The 26,272-nt window shown below is 71.7% G+C and carries 22 protein-coding genes; 5 read left to right on the forward strand and 17 right to left on the reverse strand.

Annotated features, from left to right (window positions below; translation table 11 throughout):
* Positions 1–25: 25 nt before the first annotated feature.
* The 7 genes from rplS to KUM40_RS02205 all read right to left on the reverse strand — a co-directional run bounded on the left by rplS (position 26) and on the right by KUM40_RS02205 (position 4,346).
* A complete protein-coding gene (gene rplS / locus KUM40_RS02175; protein WP_030041016.1) occupies positions 26–376 on the reverse strand; it encodes a 50S ribosomal protein L19 in 351 nt (116 codons plus the stop codon).
* Positions 377–512: 136 nt separating this feature from the next.
* Entirely contained in the window at positions 513–1,346 is an 834-nt protein-coding gene (trmD, locus tag KUM40_RS02180) for a tRNA (guanosine(37)-N1)-methyltransferase TrmD (RefSeq protein ID WP_217162200.1), read from the reverse strand.
* A complete protein-coding gene (gene rimM, locus KUM40_RS02185; RefSeq protein ID WP_217162202.1) occupies positions 1,346–1,936 on the reverse strand; it encodes a ribosome maturation factor RimM in 591 nt (196 codons plus the stop codon). Before rimM ends, trmD begins: the two co-directional genes overlap by 1 nt.
* Positions 1,937–2,090: 154 nt before the next feature.
* Positions 2,091–2,330, reverse strand: coding sequence for an RNA-binding protein (locus KUM40_RS02190; protein ID WP_217162204.1), 240 nt, complete (start codon positions 2,328–2,330; stop codon positions 2,091–2,093).
* 2 nt (positions 2,331–2,332) lie between these two features.
* Positions 2,333–2,752 carry a 30S ribosomal protein S16 gene (gene rpsP / locus KUM40_RS02195; protein ID WP_217162206.1) on the reverse strand — a complete coding sequence of 140 codons (420 nt, stop codon included), beginning with the start codon at positions 2,750–2,752 and terminating at the stop codon, positions 2,333–2,335.
* A 257-nt stretch (positions 2,753–3,009) separates the two neighbouring features.
* Positions 3,010–3,606 carry a hypothetical protein gene (locus KUM40_RS02200; RefSeq protein WP_217162208.1) on the reverse strand — a complete coding sequence of 199 codons (597 nt, stop codon included), beginning with the start codon at positions 3,604–3,606 and terminating at the stop codon, positions 3,010–3,012.
* A gap of 452 nt (positions 3,607–4,058) precedes the next feature.
* Positions 4,059–4,346, reverse strand: coding sequence for a hypothetical protein (locus KUM40_RS02205; RefSeq protein WP_308401046.1), 288 nt, complete (start codon positions 4,344–4,346; stop codon positions 4,059–4,061).
* A gap of 269 nt (positions 4,347–4,615) precedes the next feature.
* Between KUM40_RS02205 and KUM40_RS02210 the strand changes: the two genes are divergently transcribed.
* On the forward strand, positions 4,616–5,518 hold the full coding sequence (locus KUM40_RS02210) for an SAM-dependent methyltransferase (protein ID WP_217162210.1): 903 nt from the start codon (positions 4,616–4,618) through the stop codon (positions 5,516–5,518).
* Positions 5,519–5,607: 89 nt separating this feature from the next.
* On the opposite strand, the gene ffh is transcribed toward KUM40_RS02210, so the two are convergent.
* The 5 genes from ffh to KUM40_RS02235 form a co-directional block, all read right to left on the reverse strand.
* Positions 5,608–7,158 carry a signal recognition particle protein gene (gene ffh, locus KUM40_RS02215; RefSeq protein ID WP_217162212.1) on the reverse strand — a complete coding sequence of 517 codons (1,551 nt, stop codon included), beginning with the start codon at positions 7,156–7,158 and terminating at the stop codon, positions 5,608–5,610.
* Between the two features lie 219 nt (positions 7,159–7,377).
* Entirely contained in the window at positions 7,378–9,873 is a 2,496-nt protein-coding gene (locus KUM40_RS02220) for a [protein-PII] uridylyltransferase (RefSeq protein ID WP_217162214.1), read from the reverse strand.
* Between the two features lie 72 nt (positions 9,874–9,945).
* Complete coding sequence (locus KUM40_RS02225) at positions 9,946–10,284, reverse strand: P-II family nitrogen regulator (RefSeq protein ID WP_217162215.1); 339 nt, start codon at positions 10,282–10,284, stop codon at positions 9,946–9,948.
* Positions 10,281–11,627: an ammonium transporter gene (locus tag KUM40_RS02230; RefSeq protein WP_217162216.1), complete on the reverse strand. Its 1,347-nt coding sequence runs from the start codon at positions 11,625–11,627 to the stop codon at positions 10,281–10,283. Before KUM40_RS02230 ends, KUM40_RS02225 begins: the two co-directional genes overlap by 4 nt.
* A gap of 315 nt (positions 11,628–11,942) precedes the next feature.
* Positions 11,943–13,439 carry a hypothetical protein gene (locus KUM40_RS02235; protein ID WP_217162218.1) on the reverse strand — a complete coding sequence of 499 codons (1,497 nt, stop codon included), beginning with the start codon at positions 13,437–13,439 and terminating at the stop codon, positions 11,943–11,945.
* Positions 13,440–13,884: 445 nt separating this feature from the next.
* Here KUM40_RS02235 and KUM40_RS02240 point away from each other — a divergent pair, with 445 nt between their 5' ends.
* Entirely contained in the window at positions 13,885–14,556 is a 672-nt protein-coding gene (locus KUM40_RS02240; RefSeq protein WP_217162220.1) for a bifunctional DNA primase/polymerase, read from the forward strand.
* 455 nt (positions 14,557–15,011) lie between these two features.
* Here KUM40_RS02240 and ftsY read toward each other — a convergent pair whose 3' ends face one another.
* On the reverse strand, positions 15,012–16,217 hold the full coding sequence (ftsY, locus tag KUM40_RS02245) for a signal recognition particle-docking protein FtsY (protein WP_217162222.1): 1,206 nt from the start codon (positions 16,215–16,217) through the stop codon (positions 15,012–15,014).
* A 192-nt stretch (positions 16,218–16,409) separates the two neighbouring features.
* Between ftsY and KUM40_RS02250 the strand changes: the two genes are divergently transcribed.
* A complete protein-coding gene (locus KUM40_RS02250; protein ID WP_217162224.1) occupies positions 16,410–17,876 on the forward strand; it encodes a cytosine permease in 1,467 nt (488 codons plus the stop codon).
* A gap of 79 nt (positions 17,877–17,955) precedes the next feature.
* Here KUM40_RS02250 and KUM40_RS02255 read toward each other — a convergent pair whose 3' ends face one another.
* From KUM40_RS02255 to KUM40_RS02270, 4 genes are all read right to left on the reverse strand, one after another.
* Positions 17,956–19,374: a sugar porter family MFS transporter gene (locus tag KUM40_RS02255; protein WP_217162226.1), complete on the reverse strand. Its 1,419-nt coding sequence runs from the start codon at positions 19,372–19,374 to the stop codon at positions 17,956–17,958.
* Positions 19,375–19,581: 207 nt separating this feature from the next.
* Positions 19,582–23,136, reverse strand: coding sequence for a chromosome segregation protein SMC (gene smc / locus KUM40_RS02260; protein ID WP_217162227.1), 3,555 nt, complete (start codon positions 23,134–23,136; stop codon positions 19,582–19,584).
* A 314-nt stretch (positions 23,137–23,450) separates the two neighbouring features.
* The gene (locus KUM40_RS02265; protein WP_003973418.1) at positions 23,451–23,663 is read right to left on the reverse strand and encodes a hypothetical protein; all 213 of its coding nucleotides are present in this window, start codon (positions 23,661–23,663) and stop codon (positions 23,451–23,453) included.
* A 388-nt stretch (positions 23,664–24,051) separates the two neighbouring features.
* Positions 24,052–24,333 (reverse strand): acylphosphatase, encoded by a 282-nt coding sequence (locus tag KUM40_RS02270; RefSeq protein WP_217162229.1) that lies wholly within the window; start codon positions 24,331–24,333, stop codon positions 24,052–24,054.
* A gap of 194 nt (positions 24,334–24,527) precedes the next feature.
* Between KUM40_RS02270 and KUM40_RS02275 the strand changes: the two genes are divergently transcribed.
* A complete protein-coding gene (locus KUM40_RS02275; protein ID WP_217162231.1) occupies positions 24,528–25,766 on the forward strand; it encodes a CAP domain-containing protein in 1,239 nt (412 codons plus the stop codon).
* 98 nt (positions 25,767–25,864) lie between these two features.
* Complete coding sequence (locus tag KUM40_RS02280) at positions 25,865–26,269, forward strand: helix-turn-helix domain-containing protein (RefSeq protein WP_217162233.1); 405 nt, start codon at positions 25,865–25,867, stop codon at positions 26,267–26,269.
* Positions 26,270–26,272: the final 3 nt, after the last annotated feature.

Genomic DNA, 26,272 nt, shown 5'->3' on the forward strand with positions numbered 1-26,272 from the left:
CCCCGCCACGGACCTCGGAGGGCGCTCAGTTGTCGCGCTTCTCCTTGATCTTCGCGGCCTTGCCGCGCAGCTCGCGCAGGTAGTACAGCTTCGCGCGGCGGACGTCACCGCGGGTGACGAGCTCGATCTTCTCCACGATCGGGGTGTGCACCGGGAAGGTGCGCTCGACGCCGACGGAGAAGGAGACCTTGCGGACCGTGAAGGTCTCGCGCACGCCGGCGCCCTGGCGGCGGATGACGACGCCCTTGAACTGCTGCACACGGGAGCGGTTGCCCTCGATGACGCGCACGTGGACGTTGACGGTGTCGCCGGGGCGGAAGGCCGGGACGTCGCTGCGCAGCGACGCGGAGTCGACGGAGTCGAGCAGGTGAGACATTTCGTCTGCTTTCCTCGCTGATGCCACAGGTCATCAACGGAAACTAGGTGTTTCGGAATCAGGGTCGTGCGGGTCGGGACGGGCGTCGTGTCCCCCTGTGGCAGGGGCGCGCTCCGGACGGACGCACAACAGCGGCCTATTCTTCCATGCCCGGGGTCCTGCGCCAAAATCGGCCGTACGGCTCCCCGTCCGGATCGGGTTGCCAGCCCAGGATGGAGAGCATCTCGCGGTCCTTCTTGTCGAAGGCCGCCGGGTCGCACCGTTCGATCAGGTCGGGCCGGTTGGCCGTGGTGCGCCGCAGGGCCTCGTCGCGGCGCCAGCGGGCGATCTTCCCGTGGTGGCCGCTGAGCAGCACGTCCGGGATGCCGCGGTCGCGCCACCGCGGCGGCTTGGTGTGGACGGGTCCCTCCAGCAGGTTGGCCATGGCGCCGGGGGCGAAGGAGTCGTCCCGGTGGGACTCGGCGTTGCCGAGGACGCCGGGCAGCAGCCGGGCCACGGCCTCGGTGACGACGAGTACGGCGGCCTCCCCACCGGCGAGGACGTAGTCGCCGATGGACACCTCGTAGACGGGCATCCTGGTGGCGTACTCGTCGACCACGCGGCGGTCGATGCCCTCGTAGCGGGCGGGTGTGAAGATCAGCCAGGGGCGCTCGGAGAGGTGGACGGCGAGTTCCTGGGTGAAGGGCCGGCCGCTGGGCGTGGGCACGATGAGGGCGGGCTCGCCGGAGCCCGTCTCGTAGCCGTCGGCCAGGACGGCGTCCAGGGCGTCGCCCCACGGCTCGGTCTTCATCACCATGCCGGGGCCGCCGCCGTACGGGCTGTCGTCGACCGTGTTGTGGCGGTCGTACGTCCAGTCGCGCAGGTCGTGCACACGGACGTCGAGCTGCCCACGCGCGCGTGCCTTGCCGACGAGGGAGACGTTCAGCGGTTCCAGGTACTCGGGGAAGATCGTGACGACGTCGAGCCGCATTACGCGTCTTCTCCCGGGGAGTCCTCCGCGTCGTCCCGCGCGGAGGCGCCGCGTCCATCAGCGACTTCGTCGGGGGCGGTGCGGTCGTCGATCAGGCCGGGCGGCGGGTCGATGACCGCGCGCTGCTCGTCCAGGTCGATCCCGGTGACGATCTCGGAGACGAACGGCACGTAGACCTCGCTGCCGTCGGGGCGCTCCACCACGAACAGGTCCTGCGTGGGCAGGTGGGAGATCTCGGTGATCCGGCCGACCTCGTCGCCGTCCCCGGTCACCACGTCGAGGTCGATCAGTTGGTGGTCGTAGTACTCGTCCTCGTCCTCGGGCCGCTCGTCCGGGTCGACGTCGGCGATCAGGAGGGTGTTGCGCAGCGCCTCGGCTCCGGTGCGGTCGTGGACGCCGGCGAAGCGCAGCAGGAGGCGGCCGCTGTGCACCCGGCCGGTCTCGATGGTGAGCGGCCCGGTGGAGGCGGGATCGGTGGTCAGCACGGCACCGGGCCCGAGCCTCAGCTCCGGCTCGTCCGTGCGGACCTCGACGGTCACCTCGCCCTTGATTCCGTGGGCGCGGCCGATGCGCGCGACTACGAGCTGCACTGTGCTTGATCTCCTGTCGGAACTGCGACGAGCCGCTCTCGGCTCGCACGACGCCGGTCACGGCTCATACGACGCCGGGTCACGGCTCATACGACTACGGGCCGGGGACGGCCCAGTGGCCTTCCCCGGCCCGAGCCGGTGCTGCGTTCTGGCGTCAGCGGACGTGGTCCACGTCGACCAGGTCGACACGGACACCGCGGCCGCCGATGGCGCCCACGACGGTGCGCAGAGCGCGTGCGGTGCGGCCGTTGCGGCCGATCACCTTGCCGAGGTCGTCGGGGTGGACCCTGACCTCGAGCACCCGCCCGCGACGCAGGTCGCGCGAGGCGACCTGCACATCGTCAGGGTTGTCGACGATGCCCTTCACGAGGTGCTCGAGAGTCTCCTCGAGCATGCTCAGGCCTCGGTCGACTCGGACTCGGCGGCAGCCTCGTCCTTCTTGTCGGCCTTCTTCTTCTGGGTGATCGCCTCACCCTTGCCCTCGTCCTCGCCACCGATCACCTCGAAGGACGGACGGGCCGCCTTCTCGGCCGGCTGGAGCAGCGGAGCCGGGGCGGGCTCGCCCTTGAACTTCTGCCAGTCGCCGGTCTTCTTGAGGATGGCGAGCACGGGCTCGGTCGGCTGCGCGCCGACACCGAGCCAGTACGCGACACGGTCGGCGTCGACCTCCATCACCGACGGGTTGTACGTCGGGTGGTACTTGCCGAGCTCCTCGATGGCCCGGCCGTCACGGCGGGTACGGGAGTCGGCGACGACGATGCGGTAGTGAGGCGAACGGATCTTGCCCAGACGCTTCAGCTTGATCTTGACTGCCACGGGAGTGGATTCTCCTGGATTTGACGTGGTTGGGCACGGCGAGAGAGCCGCGTGGGGTTGCGGTACCCGAGTGCCCGATGGACGCGTCAGCCGGAGGAGAGAGGGGTCCTGTTCGACTGTCGAGTACAGCTAGCCATTGTGCCACACGTGGGCAGGCCCGTCGGACCGAGGGCGCCGGGTCCGTCCGCGGGACGGACCACCCGGCCTCGGGACGACGGGACCCGGCCCGGATCCGGCTGCCACGAGCAGCCGGATCGTCAGCTCATCCCCGCGCCGACCACCTCCGGGATCCGGAACGGCTTGCCGCAGCCGCCGCACACGATCGGGGCCTGGGCCAGCACCGACGGGACGACCCGCACATTGCGCCCGCAGTCGCAGACCGCCTTTACGCGCACCCCTCCCCCGGAGGAGCCGTGGCGGGCGGCCGGACCGCGGAAGCTGCGGGCGGAGTCGGTCGCGGTGGCGACGGTGTGGGCCTTCAGCGCGCGCTGGAGGCGATCGATCGTCGGGCGGTAGCGGCGCTTCGCCTCGGGGGTGAGCGTGACCAGCGAGAAGCCGCTGCTGGGATGCGGCTCCTCGGGGTGGTCGAGGCCCAACTCCTCGGCGATCGCGAGGAATCGACGGTTGTGGTAGCGCCCCGCGCGGGAGGTGTCGCGTACTCCGCGCGCGGCTGCGATGCCGTGGACTGCCTCATGAAGCAGTCGCTCGAAAGAGAGCTCGTGCCCGCAGGCGGACGACGACTCTCCGATCAGGGACTCGGGCGCGGCAAGATCGGGCAGCTCGGTGTGGTGCCGCTGAATGTCGGCCCACGCCTGCGCCAGCTCTGCGGCGAGAACAGGTGGTGTCGTGCTCACGTAATGACAACGAGCCGGGGTGCCGCTGTGTTCCTATTCCGGGGCATCCCAAATAATTTGCACGTACCAGTCAGTTGCCGCTGATGCGTCCCGACGAGGGCGGGTGCGCTGATCTGCGGAGAAGCCTCACAGCTCGTACCAAGCTGGTGCGTAGTCCGACGTACGCGCCGGCGTGTAGCCGCCGTCCACGCGCCGGGATGCGTGCGACCCGCGCATGCGCAAGAGGCGTTTCGGTCGCTGTCGCGCCGGAGGAGCGTCGTCCGAGTGGACACTTCGACGTCCGAGTGGGCGCTTCGACGGACGCGAGATTACCGGGTGCGCCACCGTCGTGCGGCACCGCCCCGCCTCCCGCCGCATCCGGGCACCGTACGACGGGCGCCGGGCCCGGTGACCTTGGCCGGAACCGCCTCGTCGGCGCCGCGACCACCCACGGTCATCGCCCGACGACACGTTCAGGCCATCCGGCCGAGGGACATGATCTGCCCGTCCGACGTGGTCGCGATGTTCACGATCCCGAGGTCCACCCCGAGGAACCCGTCCGGCTCGTGGGCCGGGGGCCGGGCCACATCGACGGTGGCCAGCAGGAAGAACATGCCGTCGCGCATGGCCAGGTCGGATTCGCCCTTGCGGAAGGCGTGGAACCTGAGGGCCTCGGGCGAGCGGACGAACGGAATACCTTTCAGTCGTCCGGCAACCGTCCAGACGCTGACCGTCTGCCGGTCCGGGTTCCAGGTCGGCATGCGGTCGTCGTACGGCTGCGCGCCACCCTCACGAAATCTGACGGGTTTCGACTCTGCCCGCTGCCCCGGCCTGAAGGGCCGGGGGCCTCCTGTAAAGAGGCAGGTGAAATCTCGCCACGGCGACGGGGATCGGGCAAACCGGGCCCCGCTACCACTGGACGCCGCGGCGAGCCCGGAGTTTCCTGGCATACGGGGGGAGTGCGAGCGCACTGCACGGGGGCCAGGGAATCGGGCACGGCGGCAACACTCGGCGATTGGGGCGCTTTCCTATGACACCTACGCTCGTGCGGCAGCACCCGTCTCACGCGAGGGCGACGCCTCACGTGGACCTGCGTGCACGCGCGCGTGACTGGTCCGAGATACAGGAGCGGATGCTCGTACCGCTCTACGAGGCCGTCTACGAGCGACTGGACGTGGGCGGCGGCACCCGGACGCTGGGGCTGGGCTGCGGTTCCGGCCTCGCGCTGCTGATGGCGGCCTCGCGCGGTGCCGCGGTGACCGGAGTCGACTCCCGCTCTCCGGAGCTCCTGGCCCTGGCACGGCAGCGGCTGCTGCCCGGGGCCGCCGAGGCGCCGGAACCTCCCCGGGCGCGGGGCGCACGCGCGCGTGCTGACGCGGCGCGGATCGACGCGGTACGGATCGTCGAGGGTTCGCCCGAGGACGCGGCGGACCCGTCGGCGCCGGCGTTCACCCTGGTGACCGCCTTCGAGCCCATCGGGTGCCTCGCGGGCGACGCGGAAGGGCTGGGGGATCTGCTCGCCCGGGCGACGCCGCTCGCCGCGCGGGGGGCGGCCGTGGTGCTGGCCGGCTGGGGCCCGCCGGAGCGGTGTGCCACGACGTCGGTGCTGCGCGTGGCGTCCCGACTCGCCGACCCGTTGCGCGGCGCCGGCGGCTGGCGCCCCGCCCTGCGCGACGATCTCGAGGAGGTCGCCCAGCGGGCCGGGCTCAGGCCGGACGGCTCGGGACGGGTGGCGTGCCCGTTCGGCTACGCGGACGTGGGCAGCGCCGTGCGCGGACTGCTGTCGACGGGGCTGTTCGACGCGGCGGTCGCGGCGACCGACCAGGAGCAGGTCGACAAGGAGCTGACGGAGACCCTGCATCCGCACCGGCGGCCGGACGGGACCGTGTGGATGCCGAACGTCTTCCGCTACTTGATCGCCCGGGTTCCGTAAGGACCGACTCCGACCGAATACGCACGACGCCGGGACGCCCCCTTCGGCAAGGGGCGCCCCGGCGTCGTACGTCCGTAAGGAACGGGCCGTCAGCCCATGAACTTCTTGAACTCGTCCGGCAGCTCGAAGTCCTGGCCGCCCTGCTGCGGCAGTCCGAGGGCGCCCCCGTTCTGCGCGGCGGCGGCCCGGCGGGCGGCCTCCTCCTGCTCCTGCTGCTTGCGCTTCATCGGGTTGCCGGAGCGCTGCTTGCCCTTGGCCTTCTTCTGCTGCTTCTTCTGCCGGCCCGGGCCGCCGCCCATGCCCGGGACACCCGGCATCCCCGGCATGCCGCCGCCCTGGGCCATGCGGGACATCATCTTGCGGGCCTCGAAGAAGCGCTCCACGAGTGACTTGACCGCGCTGACGTCGACGCCGGAGCCCTTGGCGATACGGGCGCGGCGCGAGCCGTTGATGAGCGTCGGCTCCTGGCGCTCGGCCGGGGTCATCGACTTGATGATGGCGGCCGTGCGGTCGACGTCGCGCTCGTCGAGGTTGTTGATCTGGTCCTTCATCTGGCCCATGCCGGGCAGCATGCCGAGGAGCTTCGAGATCGAGCCCATCTTCCGGACCTGCTCCATCTGGGCCAGGAAGTCGTCCAGGGTGAAGTCCTGGCCCTTCTTGGACGCCAGCTTCGAGGCCATCGCCTCGGCTTCTTCCTGGCTGAACGTCTTCTCCGCCTGCTCGATCAGGGTGAGCAGGTCACCCATGTCGAGGATGCGGGAGGCCATCCGGTCCGGGTGGAAGGCGTCGAAGTCGTCGAGCTTCTCGCCGTTCGACGCGAACATGATCGGCTTGCCGGTCACCGAGGCGATCGACAGGGCCGCACCACCACGGGCGTCGCCGTCGAGCTTGGACAGCACCACGCCGTCGAAGCCGACGCCGTCGCGGAAGGCCTCCGCGGTGTTGACGGCGTCCTGGCCGATCATGGCGTCGACGACGAAGAGGATCTCGTCCGGGGAGACCGCGTCCCGGATGTCCGCGGCCTGCTGCATCAGCTCCTGGTCGATGCCCAGGCGGCCGGCGGTGTCGACGATGACCAGGTCGTGGACCTTGGCCTTGGCGAACTCGATGGAGTCCTTGGCGACCTTGACCGGGTCGCCCACGCCGTTGCCCGGCTCGGGGGCGTAGACCGCGACGCCGGCGCGCTCGGCGACGACGCTGAGCTGGTTGACGGCGTTGGGGCGCTGGAGGTCACAGGCCACGAGCAGCGGCGAGTGGCCCTGCTCCTTGAGCCAGTGGCCCAGCTTGCCCGCGAGGGTGGTCTTACCGGCACCCTGGAGACCGGCCAGCATGATCACGGTCGGCGGTTGCTTGGCGAAGCGCAGGCGGCGGGTCTCGCCGCCGAGGATGGTGATCAGCTCCTCGTTGACGATCTTGAGGACCTGCTGGCCAGGATTGAGTGCCTTGGAGACCTCGGCGCCCAGGGAGCGCTCCTTGACCTTCTTGATGAAGGCGCGCACGACGGGCAGGGCCACGTCGGCCTCGAGGAGCGCGATGCGGATCTCGCGGGCCGTGGCGTCGATGTCCGCCTCGGACAGCCTGCCTTTGCCGCGGAGATTCTTGAATGTCGCGCTGAGGCGGTCGGAGAGGGTATCGAACACGGTGGCGTCGGTCCTCGGAGTCGGGGAAGTTTCGGGCTGCCCTCCAGGGTATCCGCCCTGACAACCAACTCGTCCCCGCCCGTGGAACACAGCGGGCGGGGACGGAACCCCGCGTGTGCGGGGAGCATGCCTTGACCATCTTCAGGACTTGTTGAGCGGGCGGACCATCCCCGCATGTGCGGGGAGCACATCCGGTAAACGCACGAGGCGACCATAAGGTCACGCCCCCAGCGACTCCTCCAGCTCCCGCACCACCGCAACCGCCGCCTCCCCCGGCAGCCGCGCGCCCTGCGGGCCGGTGACGTAGAACGCGTCCACCGCGTTCGCCCCCAGCGTCGACACGTGTGCGCTGCGCACCCGCACCCCCGCACCCTCCAGCGCCCGCCCGAGCCGGAACAGCAGGCCCGGCGCGTCCTGGGCGCGGACCTCGATCACCGTGGCCAGCCGGGAAGCGGCCGGGGCGACGGTCACGCGGGGCGGGGGCGGCTCCACGCCCCGGCGCCGGGGATGGGCGGCGTCCCGTTCGGCGAGCCGGCCGGCGATGTCCAGGGTGCCGTCCAGGGCCCTGACCAGGTCGGCACGGAGCCGGGCGGCCTGGGGCAGCGAACCGTACTGGGCGGCGACCCGCCAGTCGAGGAGCAGGACGGAGCCTTCGACACCGTGCGGCAGCGGAAGGGAGCGCAGTTCGGCGGTGCGGACGGTCAGCCGGTGCATGGCCAGGACCCCGGCCACCGCGGGGAGCACCCCCTCCTGGTCGGGTACGGCGATCAGGAGCTCCACGCCGAGCAGCTCGGGCCCGAGCGGCTCCGGGTCGGCGGCCGGTGCCGGGTCGGCGGGCGGCGGCTCGGTCTGGGCCCGCAGCGCCAGCACCGGCCCGCCCGTGCGGAAGGCCTCGACCGCGAGCCGCTCCTGTTCGGCGGTGGGCGGCGCGGTGGCCGCGGGTTCGGTCGGCGGCTCCCCGGCCAGCACCCCGGCGACCCGTTTCACCAGGTCGGCGACGAGGGAGCCGCGCCAGGACGACCAGGCGGCCGGGCCGGTGGCCAGCGCGTCCGCCTCGGTCAGGGCGTGCAGCAGCTCCAGGGTGTGCTCGGTGCCGACCGCGTCGGCGACCGCGCGCACGGTGGCCGGATCGTCGAGGTCGCGCCGGGTGGCGGTCTCCACGAGCAGGAGGTGGTGGCGTACGAGGGTGGCCAGGACGGCGACGTCCGCGCGGTCGAAGCCGACGCGGGTGGCGACGTCCCGGGCGATGGTCTCGCCGGCCACGGAGTGGTCGCCGGGCCAGCCCTTGCCGATGTCGTGCAGCAGCGCGGCGACCAGGAGCAGGTCGGGGCGGTGCACGCGGCGGGCGAACCCGGCGGCGCGGACGGCGGTCTCGATCAGGTGCCGGTCGACGGTCCACAGGTGCACGGCGTTGCGCTGCGGGCGGCAGCGGACCCGTTCCCAGTCGGGCAGGAGCCGGGTGACCAGGCCCTCGGCCTCCAGCGCCTCCCAGACCGGCACCGTGGGCCGGCCGGAGCCCAGCAGGGTCACGAGCTGCTCACGGGCCTCGGCGGGCCAGGGCGTGGGCAGGGGGCGCGCGGTGGCAGCGAGTCGCCGTACGGCGTGCAGGGAGAGCGGGAGCCCGGCCTGGGCGGCGGCGGCCGCGGCGCGCAGCGGGAGTACGGGATCGCGTTCGGGGCGCGCGGTGCGGGCGAGCACCGCCTCGCCGTCCTGCTCCACGACGCCCTCGGCGAGCGGGGAGCGCTCGGCGACGGGTTTCCCGCCGTTCATCATGGCGCGCAACCGCGGCCGCACGGAGCGCGAGCGCAGTACCCGCCCCACCTCGCGCCAGGTGACGTCGCCGGCGTAGGAGATGACGCGGGCCGCCTCGTACACCTGCCGCAGCAGCGCGTCGGCGTCCAGCAGCCCCAGCTCGGCCGCCACCTGGTCCTGTTCCTGGAGCGCCAGCCGGTCGGTGGCCCGGCCCGTCGTCAGGTGGAGGGCGTCGCGCACGTCGAGCAACCTGCGCCGGGCGTCGGCGAGGCCCTCGCGCGGGGCGTCGGCCAGCCAGGAGGCGGCGACGGCGCGCAGTGCGGTGGCGTCGCGCAGGCCGCCCCGGGCCTCCTTGAGGTCGGGTTCCAGCAGGTACTGCAGCTCGCCCTGGCGCTCCGCGCGCCCGGCACACAGTTCCCGCAGTTCGGGGAGGCGCTTGGGGGCCTGGTTGCGCCAGTCGGCGAGGACGGCGGTGCGCAGTGCGGTCGTCAGGCCGAGGTCTCCGGCGAGGTGGCGGGCGTCCAGGAGACCGAGTTGGACTTTCAAATCCTCGCCCGCCGTCCTCCGGGCCTGCTGCGGTGTGCGGACGGAGTGGTCGAGGTCGATCCCGAGGTCCCAGACGGGGTACCAGAGGCGGTCGGCGAGCGCGGCGACCGCCTTGTCGTCACCGCCGTCGTGCAGCAGGAGCAGGTCCAGGTCGCTGCGCGGGGACAGTTCGCCGCGCCCGTAGCCGCCGACCGCGACGAGCGACACCCCCGTGAGCCCCTTGGGCCCCGCAAGCCCCGTCAGCCCCGCGGCGCCCGCGGCGAAGAGGCCCGACAGCCAGTCGTCGGTCAGTTCGGACAGCGCCCTGCGGCGCGGCGGCCCGGACCGCGCCCCCTCGGTGAGGAGGCGCAGCCGGGCCGCCGCGTAGCCGCCGGGTCCCGAGTCGTCTGCTTCTCGCGTCACGTCCGTACTCGTCACCCGGCGACTCCCGTTCCGTTGTCCTACTTCAGAGCTGCCTCAGAGCTGCCTCAGAGCTGCTTCAGAGCTGCTTCAGAGCGCGTCGGGGCCGCGCTCGCCGGTCCGGACGCGTACGGCCGTGTCGACCGGAACCGACCAGACCTTGCCGTCACCGATCTTGCCGGTGCGGGCCGCCTTGACCACGATGTCGATCAGTTGCTCGGCGTCGTCGTCCTCGACCAGCACCTCGATGCGGATCTTGGGCACCAGGTCGACGGTGTACTCGGCGCCGCGGTAGACCTCGGTGTGGCCGCGCTGGCGGCCGTAGCCGCTGGCCTCGGTGACGGTCAGGCCGTGGACCCCGAAGGCCTGGAGGGCCTCCTTGATCTCGTCGAGCCGGTGTGGCTTGACGACGGCGGTGATGAGCTTCATGCGTCCACCTTCTTGCTCGGGGCCGACGCGGCCGCGGAGGCGCCCGGCGTGGCGGTCGTCCGGGCGGCACCGCCGCCGGCGCCGCTGAAGTCGTATGCGGTCTCGGCGTGCTCGGCCTGGTCGATGCCGGCCACCTCGTCGTCCTCCGAGACTCGCATGCCGATCGTCTTGTCCAGCAGGAAGGCGAGGACCGCGGAGACGACCAGGGAGTAGGCGAGGACGCCGAAGACTCCGGCGCACTGCTTCCAGAACTGGTCGAGGCCACCACCGTAGAAGAGACCCTCGACGTCGGACTGGCCCTTGCCGCTGGCGAAGAAGCCGATGAGCAGCGAGCCGAGGATGCCGCCGACGAGGTGGACACCGACGACGTCGAGGGAGTCGTCGTAGCCGAACCGGTACTTCAGGCCGACGGCCATGGCGCACACCACACCGGCGATGATGCCGACGGCGATGGCGCCGAGCGGGGAGACGGCGCCGCCTGCCGGGGTGATGGCGACCAGGCCGGAGACGGCACCGGAGGCGGCACCGAGGGTGGTGAAGGCGCCGTGCCTGATCTTCTCGTAGGCGAGCCAGCCGAGGACGGCGGCACCGGTGGCGACCTGCGTGTTGACGAACATCAGCGCGCCCACGCCGTCGTCGTTGCCGAGCCACGAGCCGGCGTTGAAGCCGAACCAGCCGAACCAGAGCAGGCCGGCGCCGAGCATGACCAGCGGCAGGCTGTGCGGGCGCATCGGGTCCTTCTTGAAGCCGACGCGCTTGCCGATGACCAGGATCACGCCGAGCGCGGCGGCACCGGCGTTGATGTGCACGGCCGTACCGCCGGCGAAGTCGATCACGCCGAGTTCGAAGGCCCAGCCGCCCGAGCCCCACACCCAGTGGGCGACCGGGAAGTAGACGATCGTCACCCACAGGGCGATGAACAGCGCCCAGGCCGTGAACTTCACGCGGTCCGCGAGGGCGCCGCTGATCAGGGCGGGGGTGAGGACGGCGAACATGAGCTGGAAGACCAGGAAGACGAAGACGGGGATGGTGTAGCCGTCCCACAGCTCGGTCAGGCCGATGTTGCTGAGGCCGATCCAGTCGGAGTTCCAGCCGACGATGCCGCCGGTGTCGGTGCCGAACGCCATGGAGAAGCCGTACAGCACCCACAGGACGGTGACGATGCCGAGGCTGATGAAGCTCATCATCAGCATGTTCAGGGTGCTCTTGACGCGGACCATGCCTCCGTAGAAGAAGGCCAGCGCCGGGGTCATGAGCATCACCAGGGCGGAGCAGATGAGCATGAAGCCTGTGTTGGCGGCAGAGAGCTCCGTCTCTGCGGCAAGCGTGATGGCTGGAGCCATCGGCGTCTCCTCGTCGTTGGTACGGCCCCGTGCGGGCGAAGCCTGAGCGGGCAGTGAGGGGTGGGCCGGTTATGCGCCATGAGATTGGCGCAGCGCGGTTTCGGTGGACGCCCCTCGTTGTTTCGCCGCCGTGACGAAGGCGCTGTGCGTGTTACGCGTGGGTGAACTGCCGGCTGCGCGGCGGTGCGGTCGTTGTCGTGGCGCGACGTCCCGCACAGGCACGTGAGCCGGCCGCGGCGGCCTCCGAGTGACCTGGCATGGGGGAGCCGAGTCGGGCAGTTCGGGAGGGCCGGCCGCGGCCGGGGCTGGTGGGGTTCAGACCGCTTCGGCGGTCTCCGGCAACTCGACGGCGAGCCGTTCGGTGAGGTCGACGACCTCACCGAGGTCGCCGAAATCGCGTACGGCCGTGTAGACGGTTTTACGGATGCGGGTGTTGACGCGTTCGGAGCGGACCTTCTTGGCGATGCCCATGGCCTCCGTGGCGAGGACCGCGCTCTCCTCGGGTTCCCGGCGCAGCAGGTGCACGGTGGCCATGCCGATCAGGTTCAGGGCGTAGGAGCGCTGGTGCTCCTCGTCCTTGGCGAACAGCTCCACGGCCCGGCGCATCAGGGGGTCGGCGAGGGAGGCGTAGGCGGGGCTGCGGCCGGCCACGTAGGCCAGGTCGCGGAAGGAGTGGGAGTTCTCCCCGTACAGCTCGGCCTCGGAGAAGAAGCGGATCCAGTCGGGGTCCGGCTCGTCCCACTCGTCGGTCTCGGCGAAGGTGTCCTCGGCCATGCGCACGGCCCGCTTGCAGCGGCCGGGCTGGCCCATGTTGGCGTAGGCGCGGGCCTCCATCGCATACAGCATCGACTGGGTGCGGGGTCCGGCGCAGTCCCGGCTGCCGTACTGCGCGAGGTGGGTCAGCTCCAGGGCGTCGTCGGGCCGGCCGAGGTGGATCATCTGGCGGCTCATGCTGGAGAGGACGTACGAGCCGAGCGGCCGGTCGCCCGCCTCCTTGGCGGCGTGCAGGGCGAGGACGAAGTACTTCTGCGCGGTGGGCTGGAGTCCGACGTCGTACGACATCCAGCCGGCCAGTTCGGCGAGTTCGGCGGCGACCTTGAAGAGCTTGGCGCGGGTGGTCTCCGGCTGGGGTTCCTGGAGGAGGTCGGTCACCTCGTGCAACTGGCCGACCACGGCCTTGCGGCGCAGGCCGCCGCCGCACTGGGCGTCCCAGCGGCGGAACATCACGGCGGTGGACCCCAGCAGCTCCAGCTCCGGCCGGGACAGGCGGCCGCGCGCGCGGGAGGCGGGCACGGCCTCGCGGGCGGACGAGGGAGCGGCCGAGGGCGAGGGGACGAGCCAGCGCTGCATGGGCTCGATGAGGGACGGGCCCGCGGAGAGGGCCAGCGAGCTCCCGAGGAAGCCGCGGCGCGCCAGCATCAGGTCGCTGCGCGAGAACTCGCTGAGCAGGGCCACGGTCTGCGGGCCCGTCCAGGGAAGGTCGACGCCGGTGGCGGAGGGCGTCGGGCGGGTGGAGCGCAGGCCCAGGTCCTCGACGGAGACGACGACGCCGAAGCGCTCGGAGAACAGCTCGGACAGGATCCGCGGGATCGGCTCGCGCGGGTTCTCGCCGTCGAGCCAGCGGCGCACCCGTGAGGTGTCGGTGGAGATGTGGTTGGCGCCCAACTGGCGGGCCCTGCGGTTGACCTGACGGGCCAGCTCACCCTTGGACCAGCCACTGCGGGCGAACCACGAGGTGAGCAGCTCGTTCGGGCGCTTGTCAGCGTGCGACGCGGTGCCCGCGCTCGTACCGCTTCCGCCGTTGCCGCTCACTGGAACGCCCCCATCCCTGAGACCACCTGTCGCCGAGTGCGCCAAGCCCTATCAGAATGCCGGTGGTTGAGGCCTTCCGTCCGGTGCTTGCCACCCTTCGAACGGAACGCCGGGTTGCCTCCGGCATACCCACAAGTGCATGTGCCCCAAGGCTCCATGCACACAAAGTAGTCCCACGATCACCCGTCCAGCCATGGCGATTACGGAATCGCCACCATTCGCCACCCCTTCGAATGAACTCGCCGTGGCCAGTACGCGATTCACTTGACATAGGCCAACCGGGAGCCGGTGCAACGGTGCACACCGGGGCGTGCACGGTCGGGCTCACCACCCCGGGTGCTTCCGGACGCTGTCTGAACCGCGCCACACTGGGGAGTTGGAAGCAGAGAGTCACGTTTCACGTCCGTTGCGTAACCGCCGCTGCGTCGGACCCGTTGGAGGGGGCATGGGCTTCACGATCGGCATCGGCAGCAGTCGGGGCATGCGCGAGATCCGGTCCGGTGCACGCCGCCGCGGCCGCGCCGCGGAGTGCACCGTCGTGGCCGAGTTCACCGGGCTGTGGGGCTGGGACGTGGTGCCGGGTGCCCGGGCCGCCGCGGGCGCCTGCTCATGCGGTCTGCCCGACTGTCCGGCACCGGGCGCGCATCCCCTGGACTTCGCGCCCCGGGTGCCGGCCGGGGCGACGCTGGACGAGGCGAGCGAGGCCTGGGCCCGGTACCCCGGCGCCGCGGCGATGCTGGTGGTCGGGCGGACCTTCGACGTGATCGAGGTGGCCGAGCCCGCCGGGCTGCGGGCGCTGGCCCGGCTGGAGCGCATGGGCCTCCCGCTCGGTCCGGTCACGGCGACCCCGCGGGGCCGCGCCCAGTTCTTCGTCGCCCCTGGCGCCGCCGCCGAGCTGCCCGGGCTGCTCTACCGCATGGGCTGGGACGACCCGTCCGCCCTCGACCTGCGCGGCCTCGGCGCCGGTACGTACGTCACGGCCCCGCCCTCCGACCGCGGCGGCCGGGGCCCGGCGCGCTGGCTGCGCCCCCCGGACCTCGACTCGGCCACCAGGCCCCCGGCGGCCCGGCTGCTGCTGGGCACGCTGGCGTACGTGGCCCATCGATCGCGGGCGTAGGCCCCCGAACCCAGCCCGCTCATCGCACCGCACACGTACCGCCCGGGCTGCCCGCACCTCGGCGTCTCGGCGCCTCCGCACCGTCCGTGCCTCCGCGCCGTCCGTACTTCCGTGCCGTCCGCACCGTCCGCACCCCTGCGCCGTCCGCACCTCCGCGCCCCCGCGCCGTCCGCACCGTCCGCACCCCCGCGCCGTCCGCACCCCGGCGCCCCCGCACCGTCCGCACCCCCGCGCCGTCCGCACCCCGGCGCCCCCGCGGCGTCCGCACCCCCTCGCCGTCCGCACCCCCGCGCCCCCGCGCCGCCCCCGCGGCGTCCGCACCCCTCGCCGTCCGCACTCCGTGCGCCACACGGCGAAGCGCCCGTCCCCCGGTCAGGGAGGCGGGCGCTTCTCGCACGCGGGCGCTTCTCGCACGCGCGTGTTCCGGTGCGCGCGGGACGTCGGCGCGGCCGGTGTCACTCGCCGATGAGGGCATCCACGAAGGCCGCGGGCTCGAACGGCGCCAGGTCGTCCGCGCCCTCGCCGAGCCCGATCAGCTTGACCGGCACGCCCAGCTCGTGCTGCACGGCGACGACGATGCCGCCCTTGGCCGTACCGTCCAGCTTGGTCAGCACGATGCCGGTGATGTTCACGACCTCGGCGAAGACCCGGGCCTGGATCAGACCGTTCTGGCCGGTGGTGGCGTCGAGCACTAGCAGGACCTCGTCCAGCGGCGCGTGCTTCTCCACAACCCGCTTGACCTTGCCCAGCTCGTCCATGAGGCCGGTCTTGGTGTGCAGACGGCCGGCGGTGTCGATGAGCACGACGTCCGAGCCCATCTCCTTGCCCTCCTTGACCGCGTCGAAGGCGACGGAGGCGGGGTCGCCGCCCTCGGGCCCGCGCACGGTGTGCGCGCCGACCCGCTCGCCCCAGGTCTGGAGCTGGTCCGCGGCGGCGGCGCGGAAGGTGTCGGCGGCGCCGAGGACGACGCTGCGGCCGTCGGCCACCAGGACGCGGGCGAGCTTGCCGGTGGTGGTGGTCTTGCCGGTGCCGTTGACCCCGACGACCATCACGATGCCGGGCTTGCTCGCGACGGGCTCGGTCTTGACCTCGCGGTCCATGTCGGGGCCGACCAGGGTGATCAGCTCCTCGCGCAACAGGGCGCGCAGCTCCTCGGGGGTGCGGGTGCCGAGCACCTTCACCCGCTCGCGCAGCCGCTCGACCAGCTCCTGGGTGGGCTGCACGCCGACGTCGGCGGTGAGCAGCGTGTCCTCGATCTCCTCCCAGGTGTCCTCGTCGAGGTGCTCCCGGGACAGCAGGGTCAGCAGGCCCTTGCCGAGGGCGTTCTGTGAGCGGGAGAGGCGGGCACGGAGCCGGACCAGACGGCCGGCGGTGGGCTCGGGAACCTCGAGCTGCGGGATCTCGAGCTCTTCGACCGGCGGTTCCTCGACGGTGGCGGTGCCGCCGTCCGGGAGGTCGACCTCCTCTATCGTCCGGCGCGTTTCGTCGCGCGGCGTCTCGGCCTCTTCGCCGACGTGCGGCTCGGCCGGAGGGGCGGTGATGTCGGGCGTGGCGGGAGGCGGCGGAGGCAACTGCTTCTTGCGGCGGGAGCCCACGACCAGCCCGCCGAGCGCGCCGATCACGACCACGGCGATGACTACAGCAAGGATGACGATTTCCATAACGGGTCCAGTATGCGTGACCTCCGGCATGGCCCCTAGCCGCCGGCCCCTTGTGGCTTCCGACAAAGGACAAAGGCCCCTGGAGGGGCGGAGTCGGATCAAAGTACGATGGAGGAGCCCGCGTCAACGCGCGTAGAGTCCCACGAGTCCCACCGCCCCCCTCTCCCCACGATCGAGGCACGGACCCCCCACATGAGCAAGACCGCCGAGAACGAAAGCGCCCTGGAAACCCGTGGCATCGAGCAGGTGCCCGACCACGAGCGCACCGCCCGGACCCGCGAGCTGTTCCCGACCTGGGTCAGCGCCAACATCAGCGTGCTGCTGCTCACGATGGGCGCGAGCCTCGTCGTGGCGTACCGGCTGAACTTCTGGCAGGCCCTGGTCGTCGCGGGGGCCGCGCCGCTCGTGTCGTACGGCCTGGTCGGGCTGATCGGCATCGCCGGCAAACGGGGCGGCGCCCCCGGTATGGCGCTGTCCCGGGCCGTGTTCGGCCAGCGGGGCAATCTGCTGCCCGGTTCGCTGATCTGGATCGCCCGCTGGGGCTGGGAGACGATCAACGCGGTGACCGGCGCCTACGCCCTGCTCACCGTGCTGGACATCGTGTTCGGCATACGCGCCAACAGCGTGCTGGACATGGTGACGCTGCTCGCCTTCGTCGTCGCGACGTTCGCGATCTCCGGGCTGGGCATCAACGCCGTACAGAAGTGCAACAAGTACGCGGCGTACCTCTTCGGCGCCTTCTCGGTGCTGGTGCTGGGCCATCTGGTCGTCGACACCGACTGGTCCGCGGTGTTCGACCGGTCCGCCGGGTCGGTGGCCGCGATGATCACGGGCGTCGGTCTGATCGCGGCCGGCGGCGTGAGCTGGATCCCGTCCGCCCCGGACTTCACCCGGTACCTGCCGCGCACGGCGTCCTCGAAGGGGATCGTGGGCGTCACGGTCGGCGGTGCCGGCATCGTCGTCCTGCCGATGGTGCTGATGGGCGCGGTCATGGCGGTCTCGACGCCGGACCTGGCCTCGGCCGCCGACCCGGTCTCCTTCCTGGGCGAGATCCTGCCGACCTGGATCGCGGTGCCGTACCTGCTGATCGCGCTGATCGGCATGCTGCTGATCAACTCGATGTCGATGTACTCGGCCGGTTTCACCGCGCAGACCCTGGGCTTCAAGGTCCCGCGGCACTGGGCGGTCTCGGTGAACGCCGTGATCTCGCTGGTCTTCGGCGGTGTGCTGATGCTGGTGGCGACCAGTTTCATGGGCTCGTTCATCGCGTTCCTGTCGCTGCTCGCGGTCGCCTTCTCCGCGTGGGTCGGCGTGTTCGGCGCGGACATGCTGCGCCGTCGGGAGTACGACGGCGAGGCCCTGGCCGACACCGGCCGCACCAGCGCCTACTGGTACCGCGGCGGCTTCTCCCCCGCGGCCGTCGTCGCCTGGGCGGTGGGCCTGGCCGGTGGCCTGATGTTCACCACGTCCGACTGGTTCACCGGCCCCCTCGCCGGCAACAACGTGATCGGCGAGTACGGCCTCGGCTGGGTGGCCACGGTGGTGATCTCCGGTCTCCTGTACGTCGTGCTGCCGAAGCCGGCGGTGGTCGTCCCGGCGCCGACGATCTCGGAGGCCGTCCTTCCGTCGTACGACACCGCCGCCCCGTCCGGAGGGTGACCGGGCGGGGCGGCGGACGGTACGGGGAGAGGGGCAGCGGGGACTTGGGCCCTTCCCCCCGGGTTCGGGGGCGGGCGGGTCAGCCCATCTCCTCCAGGGCCTTGCCCTTCGTCTCCTTCACGAACCTGAGCACGAACGGGATGGAGAGCGCGGCGAAGACCGTGTAGATCACGTAGGTGACGGACAGGTTCCAGTCGGCCAGCGACGGGAAGCTCGCGGTGATGGCCCAGTTGGCGATCCACTGCGCGGAGGCGGCGACGCCCAGGGCGGCGGCGCGGATCCGGTTGGGGAACATCTCGCCGAGGAAGACCCAGACGACCACGCCCCACGAGAGGGCGAAGAAGAGGACGAAGAAGTGGGCGGCGATCAGGGCGACCCAGCCCTGGGTGGCCGGGAGCTTGCCGTCGACCAGGTCGAAGGAGAAGGCCCAGGCCTCCAGCGCCAGACCGATCACCATGCCGACCGAGCCGATGAGGGCGAGGGGCTTGCGGCCGATGCGGTCCACGAAGATCATCGCGATCACGGTGCCGACGATGTTGATGATCGACGTCGTGAACGAGTAGAAGAACGACTGCGACGGGTCGACGCCGACCGACTGCCACAGCGTCGAGGAGTAGTAGAACGCGACGTTGATGCCGACGAACTGCTGGAAGACCGACAGGCCGATGCCGACCCAGACGATCGGCTTGAAGAAGAAGCTGCCGCCGAGGAGGTCCTTGAAGGAGGACTTCTCCTCGCTGTGCATGGCGTGTTCGATCTCGGCGACACGGGCGTCGAAGTCGACGTCCTTGCCCTCGACCTCTTCGAGGACCTGCTTGGCGCGCTCGTGCTTGCCGACGGAGACCAGGAAGCGGGGGGATTCGGGGATGGCGAAGGACAGCAGGCCGTAGAGGACGGCCGGGATCACCATGACGCCGAGCATGACCTGCCAGGCTTCCAGGCCCATCAGCTCACCGCGCTGGTCGCCGCCGGCGGCGTTCAGCAGGCCCCAGTTGACCAACTGCGACACGGCGATGCCGACGACGATCGCGGCCTGCTGGAAGGAGCCGAGCCGGCCGCGGTAGGCGGGCGGGGACACCTCGGCGATGTAGGCCGGGCCGATCACTGAGGCCATGCCGATGGCGAAGCCGCCGATGATGCGCCACATGGCGAGGTCCCACAGCGCGAAGGGCAGGGCGGAGCCGACGGCGCTGACGGTGAAGAGGACCGCCGCGATCTGCATGCAGCGGATACGGCCGATGCGGTCGGCGATGCGGCCCGCGGTCGCGGCGCCGATGGCGCAGCCGATCAGTGCGACGGCGATGACCTGGGCCAGCAACGCGGAGCCGACGTCGTAGCGGTCCCGGATGGCCTCGACGGCGCCGTTGATCACGGAACTGTCGTAGCCGAACAGGAAACCGCCCATCGCGGCCGCCGCCGCGATGAAGATGACGTGCCCGAGATGATCGGGGTGAGCCGTCCTGGCTGCTGAGTTGGGTGCCTGCGATGTGCTGGCCACGTGTGTACTCCTCGGACTACCGGCAACGCTGCCGGGGCGGTTCACCCTTCGAGGTGCCATCGGTAGGGACCATCGGAAGGGACCTGAAGGTAAAGGCAACGTTGCAGAGAATATGCCTTCAAGTTCCGAAGTCAATAGGGCGAGAGCCGTGAAGTTTGAGATCCTTAGGGGTTAAATGTGTTCAAGAGTTGAAGCTAACGTGCCGAGCTAGCGCAACCGCTGGCTGATGACCTTCGACACACCGTCGCCCTGCATGGACACGCCGTAGAGCGCGTCGGCGACCTCCATCGTGCGCTTCTGGTGGGTGATGACGATGAGCTGCGAGGCCTCCTGCAGCTCCTGCATGATCCGGATCAGCCGCTGCAGGTTGGTGTCGTCGAGCGCCGCCTCGACCTCGTCCATCACGTAGAACGGGCTCGGCCGCGCCTTGAAGATCGACACCAGCATCGCCACCGCGGTCAGCGAGCGCTCCCCGCCGGAGAGCAGCGAGAGCCGTTTGACCTTCTTGCCCGGCGGCCGGGCCTCGACGTCCACGCCCGTGGTGAGCATGTTGTCGGGGTCGGTCAGGATCAGCCGGCCCTCACCGCCCGGGAACAGCCGGCCGAACACGCCCTCGAACTCCCGGGCGGTGTCCCGGAAGGCCTCGGCGAAGACCTGCTCGACGCGCTCGTCGACCTCCTTGACGACCTGGAGCAGGTCGGCGCGGGTCTTCTTCAGGTCCTCCAGTTGTTCGCTGAGGAACTGGTGGCGTTCCTCGAGCGCGGAGAACTCCTCAAGCGCCAGCGGGTTGACCTTGCCGAGCTGCTGGTAGGCGCGTTCGGCCGCCTTCAGGCGCTTCTCCTGCTCGGAGCGGACGAACGGCCGGGGCCGGTTGCGTGGGTGCTCGGGGTCCTCCGGGAGCTCCTCGCCCTCGGCGGGGGGCGAGGGCGGCACCGCTTGATGGGGGCCGTATTCGGCCGCGAGCCCCGCCGGTTCCACACCGAGTTCCTCCAGCGCCTTGGTCTCTAGCTGCTCGATGCGCAGCCGCTTCTCGGCGCCGAGTACCTCGCCCCGGTGAACTGAATCCGTCAACTTGTCGAGCTCCGCCTTGAGGTCGCGCCCGGCAGTGCGCGCGGCGGTCAGCTCCTGCTCCCGCCGTGCCTTGGCGGCCTCGGCGAGGGTGCGTTCCTCGTCGGCGCGGGTCAGGGAGACCTCGACGTGCGCGAGCAACTGCCGGGCGCCCGCCGCGACCGCCTCGGCGACGGCCGCCTCGTGCCGCAGCCTGGCCCGCCGCTGTTCGGCACGCGCGCGTGCCTCGCGTTCGGCGCGGGCGGCGCGGTCCAGGGAGTCGGCCCGCCCGGCGAGGCCCTTGACCCGCTCCTCGTGCGTACGGACCTGGAGCCGGGCCTCCATCTCGGTCTGGCGGGCGTTGGCCCCGTCGGCGGCGAGCCGGTCACGGGCTCCGGCGTCGGGCTCCTCCTCGACGGGCATCTCCTCGGCGACGGCGAGCCGCTCGGCCAGCTCCTCGACCTCCGTCAGCGCCCTGTCCAGCGCCTCCTGCGCCCGGGACGCCGCGGCGGCGGACCGCTCCGCCTCTCCGGCGGCGCCCCGCGCCTGTCCCGCGAGTCGGCCGAGCTGCTGGGCGACCGACGACTTCTCCCGGTCGGCGGCCCGGCGCCGCTCCCCCAGCTCCTCGACGAGCGCGGCACACTCCCGGCGGCGTCCGACGGCCGCGTCCTGCGCCCCGGCCAGCTCCTCGCACCGCACGCCCAGCTCCGCCAGCTCGGCGGCGGCCTGGTCCACGGACGCCTGCACTTCGAGGAGGCTGGGCGCCCCTGCGGACCCGCCCTGCGCGAAGTGGGCGCCCAGCAGGTCTCCCTCGGCGGTGACCGCGGTCAGGGCGGGGCGGGCGTAGACGAGGTCCTCGGCGTCCTCCAGGGTGGCGACGACGACGATCCCGCGCAGCAGCCGCCGTACGGCGGGCATCAGGTCGTCGGGCCCGTGGACGAGGTCGGCGGCGTACGGCGGTCCGTCGTCCCGGCTCTCGCGCGGTACGTCGTCGGGGGCGCCGGCGAGCAGCAGGGCGGCCCGGCCCGCGTCCTGCTTGCGCAGCAGGCGGATGGCGTCGGCGGCGGCCGCGGGGGAGGTCGCCGCGAGGGCGTCGGCGGCGACGCCGAAGGCGGTGGCCAGGGCGGTCTCGTGGCCGGGTGTCACGGTGAGGAGTCCGGCGGCCGGGCCGAGCAGGCCGGTGAGCCGGTCCTTGGCGGCGAGCAGCGCGCCGGTGCCGTCCTTGCGGCGCAGACCGAGGGCGAGGGCGTCGTGCCGGGCCCGGGTGGCGGCGTGTTCACGGTCCGCCGACGTGGCCGCCTCGCGGGCCGCGCTCAGGGTGGCCTCGGCCTCGGCCAGCGCGTGCCTGGCGGCGTCGTGCCGTTCGGCGAGTTCCCGGTCGTCGGCGTCGAGTCCGTCGACCTCGGCCTGGAGCGTCTCGTACTCCTCCTGGGCGGCGGCGGCCCGTTCCCGGGACTCGTCCCGGGCTTCGGCCAGCCGCTCGATCTCCGCCTGGGCGGAGGCGGCGCGGGAACGGGCGGCGCCGACCTGGCCGCTGAGCCGGGCCAGGCCCTCGCGGCGGTCGGCGATGGCGCGTGCGGCGTCCTTGAGGCGGCGCTCCTCCATGGCCAGCTCGCGTTCGAGGTCGGCGCGGTGGGCGACCGTGTCCTCAAGGGCGTGTTCGGCCGCCTCCAGGGCCGCTTCGAGTTCGGCCTCCTGCTCGCGGACCCGGGCGGCCTCGCGCTCCAGTTCCTCGGGGTCGCGGCCGCGGCGTTCCTCGGGTGGCGCGGAGGTGGCGCTCTTCACGCGCGCGTCGGCCAGCGAGATGGTGCCGCGCACGCGTTCGGCGAGCTGGGACAGCTCGTACCAGGTCTGCTGGGCGCGCTGGAGGCGCGGGGTGAGCCGGCGCACCTCGTCCTCCAGGTCCGCCTCGCGGCGCAGCGCCCGGCCCAGTTCCTGTTCGGCGGCGTCCTTGCGTTCCTTGAGCGCGGCCTCGTCGGCGACCTCGGCCTCAAGTGCCTCGCGCATCCGTACGAGGTCGTCGGCGAGGAGCCTCAGCCGGGCGTCCCGGAGGTCGGCCTGGATGACGGCGGCCCTGCGGGCGACGGCGGCCTGGCGGCCAAGGGGCTTGAGCTGGCGCCGCAGCTCGTCGGTGAGGTCCTGCACGCGCGCGAGATTGGCCTGCATCGCGTCCAGTTTCCTGAGCGCCTTCTCCTTGCGCTTGCGGTGCTTGAGGACGCCCGCGGCCTCCTCGATGAAGGCGCGGCGCCCCATCGGGTCGGCATGCAGGACGGAGTCGAGCTGGCCCTGGCCGACGATGACGTGCATTTCGCGGCCGATGCCGGAGTCGGAGAGGAGTTCCTGGATGTCGAGGAGGCGGCAGGTGTCGCCGTTGAGCTGGTACTCGCTGCCGCCGTTGCGGAACATGATCCGCGTGATGGTGACCTCGGCGTACTCGATGGGCAGGGCCCCGTCGGAGTTGTCGATGGTCAGCGACACCTCGGCCCGGCCGAGCGGTGGACGGCCGGTGGTGCCGGCGAAGATGACGTCCTCCATCTTGCCGCCGCGCAGCGACTTGGCGCCCTGTTCGCCCATGACCCAACTGAGCGCGTCGACGACATTGGACTTGCCCGAGCCGTTCGGGCCGACGACACAGGTGATGCCCGGCTCGAACCGGAGCGTGGTCGCCGAGGCGAACGACTTGAACCCGCGGAGGGTCAGGGCCTTCAGGTGCACGCCGTCGGACTCTACCTTTCGGGTGTGTCTCGCTCCATGAACCGGTGAACCCCCGCGGTTTCACCGGTGAACGTGCAGGGCACATCAGACGTTGAAGAGGGTGAAAGGTTGCGCGGGGCAGGGACAGGGCGGGCGCCGAGGCGGGGGGACGGACGAGACGGGGGGCGGGCGAGACGGACGAGGCGGGGCGGAAAAGAAAGAAGGGACGCCGAAGCGTCCCTTGCAGACTCTGACACCTGAGCGGTTGTACGGGCGGGCCCGACCACTGCTGTGCCGTGGTGGCACTGCTGTGCCGTAGTGGAGCGATGCAGTGATCAGGTGAGCGCAGGCTCCGCCTGGTGTGCGTCAACGCTCTCCATGCTCTCCATGATCCTGTCGTGAGAAGCGGCAGCCGCCAGCGCGTCGTTCTCCGCCTGGATTCGTCCGAGTTCGGATTCCAGGTCCTGGACGCGCTGCTGGAGCCGTCGCATCTCGGCGAGGAGTCGAGGGTCGGAGCCGCCGACGTAACCGAGAAGCGCCTTTGCCATGATGGATGGTCCTCCACAATGAGTGACCGACCGAAGCGGTTGGGTCGTGAGGGGATCGCACCCGCGGTGCTTGGCACTTTGGAGTTTTTACTGCCGTTCAACCATGCCAAACAGCTAAGGTGCGCGGGGCTTTCAGCGTCTCACCAAAAAGTTTGACGGTCAACACGATCACGCCCCGTATTGGCGGGCGCCCGGGGTCGTGCGGCCGGCGAACGGCGACGCTGCGACTCCTGCGGGCCGGTGCGGGCCCCTGGGGGCAGGGCGGTCATTCCGCGTGCGGAGCCTGCCACGAGCGGTCCCCCTTGGCAACCACCTGCCCGTTTCCGCGCCGGCCACCCCTGTGGGGAGGCTCGTCGCAGTCGCCGGAGACTCCCCGGGCGGCCCGGCGTCAGCGGATGGCGAAGCCCTCGTAGCCCCCGCGCGGTGTGTCCCAGATCTCGGTGACGCCGTCCACACGTCCGGGCGTGTCGGCGCCGCGCAGCCAGTCGAGCAGCCCCTCGCAGCGCTCGCGCGGGCCCTCCGCGACGACCTGGACGCGACCGTCACCCAAATTGAGAGCAAAACCACTCATGCCGCCGAGTTCCAGCGCCCTGGCCCGCGTGAACCAGCGGAAACCCACACCCTGGACCTGTCCGCGCACCCACGCGACCAGCCGTACATCCTCGCTCATGACTGCAACCTAACCAGTCAATGTCTCGCTGGACACTCCACCCCCCGGCGCCATGCGGTACCGTCCCGACCCAATGAATCTCACTTGAAACTCACTCGATCGTGTGAGTTCCGTGTTGATCGTGAGCACGTCGACCGCGAGGGCACGCCCAGCGCGAGGACCAGTGCGAGGACGAGGACGAGGAAGGCCAGGACATGGGACGCCACCGACGCTCCGCCGCCGGCCGCGCCGCCACGGGCCGCGCCACGGAGGGCCGTCAGACGGACGGCACGACGACGGGCCAGGGCCGCGACCAGTCCGCTCCGGACGCCGGCGGGGCCCCCACGATGGGGATCGCGCCCTATCTGAACCCCGAGGCGTACGCCGAGGTCCAGGCCAGGAGCGACGCCTATCTGTTCGCGGCGCAGAGCCCTGACGGTCCGGGCAGTCCGGGCGGGCCCGGCGGGCCCGACGGCGAGGGTCCGCAGGCCGGCCGCACGGTCGCCTTCCCCCGTGACGGGTACGCGCCCGACTCCGGCCCGCAGCCCACCGCGGGTCACCGCCGCCGCCGGAAGAAGGCCGCGACTCCGGTCCGCACGGGTCTGCTCGGGGTGTCCGCCGCGGTCGCCATCGGCACGGTGGCGGTGGCCACGGGCGCGGTGCCCGGCCTCGACAACTACCGGATCGGCGGCGGCAGCGACGGGGGCGACCGGGTGCAGGCCCAGGACGCCCCGACGAACAGCCCGTCCGAGCAGGGCGGCGCCTCCGGCAGCGCCGAGACCGGCCGCGGCGGCGACGCCTCCACGAGCCGCGGCACCGACCGCTCCTCCTCGCCCTCCCAGTCCTCCCAGTCCTCCCCCTCCGGGGACGCCTCGTCCGAGGGCTCCCCCTCCACTTCGCCGTCCTCGGCCTCGCCCTCGCCGTCGGCGCCGGCCTCGAAGCCCGCCGCCCCGGCGGAGACGCCGTCCAAGACCAAGAAGCCGAAGACGACGCCCAGCGCGAAGCCGAAGCCCACTCCCTCGCGCCCGGCCGCCCAGGAGCCCACCGGGCCCAGCGCGCCAGCCGCCGTCTCGGAGGAGGCCGTCGCCCAGGCGCAGGTGCTCAAGCTGGTCAACGCCGAACGGGCCAAAGTGGGCTGCAGCCCGGTGGCCGCGAACAGCGCCCTGCGCGAACTGGCCGAGGACTTCAGCGAGGCCATGGGCACCGAGGGCTTCTTCGACCACACCGACCCCGGCGGCGCCACCCCCTGGGACCGGGCGGCGGCAGCCGGCATAAGCGGCCTCGGGGGCGAGAACATAGCCCGCGGCCAGGCCGACGCCCAGGCCGTGATGGACGCCTGGATGGACAGCCCCGACCACCGGGCCAACATCCTGAACTGCGACTTCCAGACCCTGGGAGTCGGAGTCCACTTCGGCTCCGGCGGCCCCTGGTGGACACAGGACTTCGGCTACTGACCACCACCGGCCACCGGCCATCCGCCACTCTCGGGACAGCGCTGCCCCCTGCTCAGCGCAATCTGCGGCGCAGCGCTGCGCTCCCGTACGCTGGAGGCATGTCGACCACGCAGGAGCGCACGGCGGAGCAGGATCTGCCGTATGACGTGTTCTCCCGGGCCTGTCCCTCGCGCGGCACCCTGGAGCACGTCACGGGGCGCTGGGGCGCGCTGACGCTCGGCGCGCTGTACGAGGGTTCCCTCCGGTTCAACGAGCTGCGGCGCCGTGTCGACGGCGTCAGCGAGAAGATGCTCGCCCAGACCCTGCACGCGCTGGAGCGCGACGGGCTGGTGCACCGCGAGGCCCAGCCCACGAATCCACCGCGTGTGGACTACGAGCTCACGACGCTCGGCCGCGAGGTGGCCGGACGACTGAGCGCGCTCATCCAGTGCCTGGAGGGCCGGATGGACGAGGTGCTGGCGTCGCGCGAGCGGTACGACGCACAGCGGATGCCTACGGCCTGATTG

Origin of the sequence: Streptomyces sp. AC512_CC834 (assembly GCF_019049325.1) — a bacterium.
In the GTDB taxonomy this organism is placed as follows: Bacteria; Actinomycetota; Actinomycetes; order Streptomycetales; family Streptomycetaceae; genus Streptomyces.

Bases quoted from the DNA above. Each gene is read 5' to 3' on its own strand.
- rplS (WP_030041016.1), bottom strand. From the start codon at position 376: ATGTCTCACCTGCTCGACTCCGTCGACTCCGCGTCGCTGCGCAGCGAC.
- trmD (WP_217162200.1), bottom strand. From the start codon at position 1,346: ATGCGGCTCGACGTCGTCACGATCTTCCCCGAGTACCTGGAACCGCTG.
- KUM40_RS02190 (WP_217162204.1), bottom strand. From the start codon at position 2,330: ATGCTCGAGGAGACTCTCGAGCACCTCGTGAAGGGCATCGTCGACAAC.
- KUM40_RS02205 (WP_308401046.1), bottom strand. From the start codon at position 4,346: ATGCCGACCTGGAACCCGGACCGGCAGACGGTCAGCGTCTGGACGGTT.
- KUM40_RS02210 (WP_217162210.1), top strand. From the start codon at position 4,616: ATGACACCTACGCTCGTGCGGCAGCACCCGTCTCACGCGAGGGCGACG.
- KUM40_RS02225 (WP_217162215.1), bottom strand. From the start codon at position 10,284: ATGAAGCTCATCACCGCCGTCGTCAAGCCACACCGGCTCGACGAGATC.
- KUM40_RS02230 (WP_217162216.1), bottom strand. From the start codon at position 11,627: ATGGCTCCAGCCATCACGCTTGCCGCAGAGACGGAGCTCTCTGCCGCC.
- KUM40_RS02240 (WP_217162220.1), top strand. From the start codon at position 13,885: ATGGGCTTCACGATCGGCATCGGCAGCAGTCGGGGCATGCGCGAGATC.
- ftsY (WP_217162222.1), bottom strand. From the start codon at position 16,217: ATGGAAATCGTCATCCTTGCTGTAGTCATCGCCGTGGTCGTGATCGGC.
- KUM40_RS02250 (WP_217162224.1), top strand. From the start codon at position 16,410: ATGAGCAAGACCGCCGAGAACGAAAGCGCCCTGGAAACCCGTGGCATC.
- KUM40_RS02265 (WP_003973418.1), bottom strand. From the start codon at position 23,663: ATGGCAAAGGCGCTTCTCGGTTACGTCGGCGGCTCCGACCCTCGACTC.
- KUM40_RS02270 (WP_217162229.1), bottom strand. From the start codon at position 24,333: ATGAGCGAGGATGTACGGCTGGTCGCGTGGGTGCGCGGACAGGTCCAG.
- KUM40_RS02275 (WP_217162231.1), top strand. From the start codon at position 24,528: ATGGGACGCCACCGACGCTCCGCCGCCGGCCGCGCCGCCACGGGCCGC.
- KUM40_RS02280 (WP_217162233.1), top strand. From the start codon at position 25,865: ATGTCGACCACGCAGGAGCGCACGGCGGAGCAGGATCTGCCGTATGAC.